This window comes from Tenacibaculum sp. MEBiC06402, from assembly GCF_049239625.1.
GTDB lineage: Bacteria > Bacteroidota > Bacteroidia > Flavobacteriales > Flavobacteriaceae > Polaribacter.
The window spans coordinates 1-2,651 of sequence record NZ_JBMKKT010000056.1; the positions used below are offsets into that span (position 1 = coordinate 1).

4 protein-coding genes are annotated in these 2,651 nt (G+C 31.4%); all 4 read left to right on the forward strand.

The window, feature by feature from the left end:
- Positions 1–109 precede the first annotated feature (109 nt).
- The 4 genes from ACOSP6_RS00470 (at position 110) to ACOSP6_RS00485 (ending at position 2,501) form a co-directional block, all read left to right on the forward strand.
- On the forward strand, positions 110–559 hold the full coding sequence (locus tag ACOSP6_RS00470; protein WP_422092424.1) for a hypothetical protein: 450 nt from the start codon (positions 110–112) through the stop codon (positions 557–559).
- A 1-nt stretch (position 560) separates the two neighbouring features.
- The gene (locus ACOSP6_RS00475) at positions 561–881 is read left to right on the forward strand and encodes a hypothetical protein (RefSeq protein WP_422092423.1); all 321 of its coding nucleotides are present in this window, start codon (positions 561–563) and stop codon (positions 879–881) included.
- A 191-nt stretch (positions 882–1,072) separates the two neighbouring features.
- Positions 1,073–1,255 (forward strand): hypothetical protein, encoded by a 183-nt coding sequence (locus ACOSP6_RS00480; RefSeq protein ID WP_422092422.1) that lies wholly within the window; start codon positions 1,073–1,075, stop codon positions 1,253–1,255.
- A 247-nt stretch (positions 1,256–1,502) separates the two neighbouring features.
- Entirely contained in the window at positions 1,503–2,501 is a 999-nt protein-coding gene (locus ACOSP6_RS00485; RefSeq protein ID WP_422092421.1) for a WG repeat-containing protein, read from the forward strand.
- Positions 2,502–2,651: the final 150 nt, after the last annotated feature.

Sequence of the window (2,651 nt, forward strand, 5' to 3'; positions counted from 1 at the left end):
CCTCAACGGAAATTCAATCTTATTAATTATCTTTCCACATCAACGGAAAACGACTCGCGTCCTTTCCCGCAAAAAATCATACACAAATACGTTGGCAACAAGCTGAAAAATGGATAACAAACAAATTCAAGCAGATATACAAAAGCAATTTAGACAGCATCAAGAGAAGCTGGTTTATTATTTATTAGCCTTGTCAGTATCTGCAATTGGCTTTTCTGTCTATCAGACAACAGGAAAACCATTAAGCATTGTTCAAATTCCATTAGGTCTAGCAGTTTTAAGTTGGTCTTTGAGTATATTTTGTGGTTTGAAATTTATGAAATACGTCATCAGTAGCCTCTATGCTAATAATGAATACTTTCAAATCATAAATGGCAAGAACGAGGATATTGGAAAAAATCCAGAAAGAATTAAAATTGGAATTCAAGCATATAAAGAGGCTATGAAAATTAATTCAAATAGGATGAGGAAACTTTTTAAATGGCTTAACGTATTGTTTTATTCTGGTATAATCTTTTTCGTAATATGGCATGTTCTAGAAATGTCCGTAATAAGTTAAAATGAAATATAAAGGTGGTGCAATAGTAATTGGCTCATTGCTTTGGGATAAGGAAGCTAAACGAATCAAATGGAGAAAACTCTATCTCAAATCTTTAGATAATAAAATTTCTTTAAAAGCTCGTATTCGTTACGGGAGAAAATCAATTTCTAGGAGTGACACATATACAATGATTCTATCAAATCATCCAGAAACAGAATTAGGAAATGCTTACATTCTGCCATTTAAAGAAATACTCAAAAACGCTAAAAATTTAGAAAGTCAAGCATTTGCTATGGCATCAGAGCGGAAGGACTTTGGAAAAAGACTGGACCTTCTTTAAATAAAAGTTGGGGAACTGTTGGACTTTTAATAAATCCAAAATTAGAAGAAAGCAGAAATCTTGAAATAATAAAAGAACGTTGGACAAAAATATATTCAGAATATAAATTCAATCCGTCGGATTACACCATTGAAAATGAACCTGAAATAATTGACCAAAATGGATTTCTAAATATCGAATGGACTGAAGAAATGGATGACTTTGATTTTTTAATTGCAACTTTGACTGTTCCTGACCCAAAGCAATTTTTGAGCGAACAAATTATTGCTGATAAAATCAATGAAACTGGATATGACATGTATTTTCGGACTAATTATGAAAATGGAATTAGAACATTTCAAGACGAGAAAATAAGTGAGAAACTGAAAAAATAAAAGCCAGTTGCCAACAACGTGTATAATTAAATGCTTTGGTCGTTGCTTATTTGGAAAATTCCGAAGGAATTTTCTCGTGTTCGTTTTTGTTTACTAAATTAGTTGCTGAAACACGCAACTAACCATACACAAACACGTTACCTACCATTTGGAGCACATTAACTAAATGAAAAACACCATTCACTAATTCAAGCTTGGAAAAAGAACTATAACGACCGAATTTTATACTTCTTAATTGAAGTCATCTATGAAAAAACTTGCCATCTTACTAATCCTAATTTCAATTTACAGCTGTAAATCTAACCAAACTGCTGTCGTGCAAATTGACAAAAAATATGGACTAATTAACAGAAGTGGAGAAATAATTGTTCCACCAAAATACGGTTACATAATAAAAAGTAACAGTACAAACCTCTTTATGGTTGAAAAAGATGAAAAATATGGATTTATAAATAGAAAAGGAGAAATCGTTATTCCGATAATTTATGACGATGCGAATCCATTTTATCAAAGACTATCAGCAGTTCAAAAAGGCAAAAAATATGGTTTTATTAATTCTAAAGGTAAAGTCAAAATTCCATTTAAATACGACGCCATTTTTTTAGGATTTTCAAAAGGAGTTTCCGATGTTACAGTAAATGATAGTTGTGGCTATATTAATAAACGAGGAAAGGTGGTAATTCCAATAAAATATGAAAACTGTTATCCATTCTTATCGGATTTGGCTCACATTATTACATTTGACGAAGAATCGTTCTTAATGAATAAAAAAGGTCAATTAATTGAATATAATAAAGACCTTCACGAATATAAAAAGTTATGGTCACCTATTAATTCTTATCCAGGAAGTTTTAAAACTTCAAGTGGTCGAGGAAGATTAAATAAAAAAGGAGACACCATAATTCCACCAATATACAGTTCCGTAGGTAATTTATATGAAAAAAGGTCTATTGTAGAAAAAAACGGAAAATGGGGTTTTTATGACAACAAAGGTACTTTGATTTTAGAACCAACATTCGATGACCTTTGGCACTTTACTGAAGGATTTGCCAAATTTAAACTGAATGGAAAATGGGGATTTGTTGATAAAAAAGGAAAAATAATAATTGAGCCACGTTTTGAAAGCGCAGGAGAATTTAGAAAAGGAGTTGCATATATTAAACTAAATGGACTTTATGGTTTTATAAACAAAAAGGGGAAAATAATAATTGAACCGAAATTTGACAAAGCCTTGAGTTTTGAATAGAAAAAACGGTAGGTAACAACGGCTATAATTCATTGCGGCGGAATTTCCTCTCGGAAATTCAATCTTATTAATTATCTTTCCGCAACAACGGAAAACGACTCGCGTCTTTTTCCCGCAAAAAATCATACACAAATACGTTGTGTGTAATTC

Excerpts from the sequence above, each read along its gene's own strand:
- ACOSP6_RS00470 (WP_422092424.1), top strand. The coding sequence starts at position 110 with ATGGATAACAAACAAATTCAAGCAGATATACAAAAGCAATTTAGACAG.
- ACOSP6_RS00475 (WP_422092423.1), top strand. The coding sequence starts at position 561 with ATGAAATATAAAGGTGGTGCAATAGTAATTGGCTCATTGCTTTGGGAT.
- ACOSP6_RS00480 (WP_422092422.1), top strand. The coding sequence starts at position 1,073 with ATGGATGACTTTGATTTTTTAATTGCAACTTTGACTGTTCCTGACCCA.
- ACOSP6_RS00485 (WP_422092421.1), top strand. The coding sequence starts at position 1,503 with ATGAAAAAACTTGCCATCTTACTAATCCTAATTTCAATTTACAGCTGT.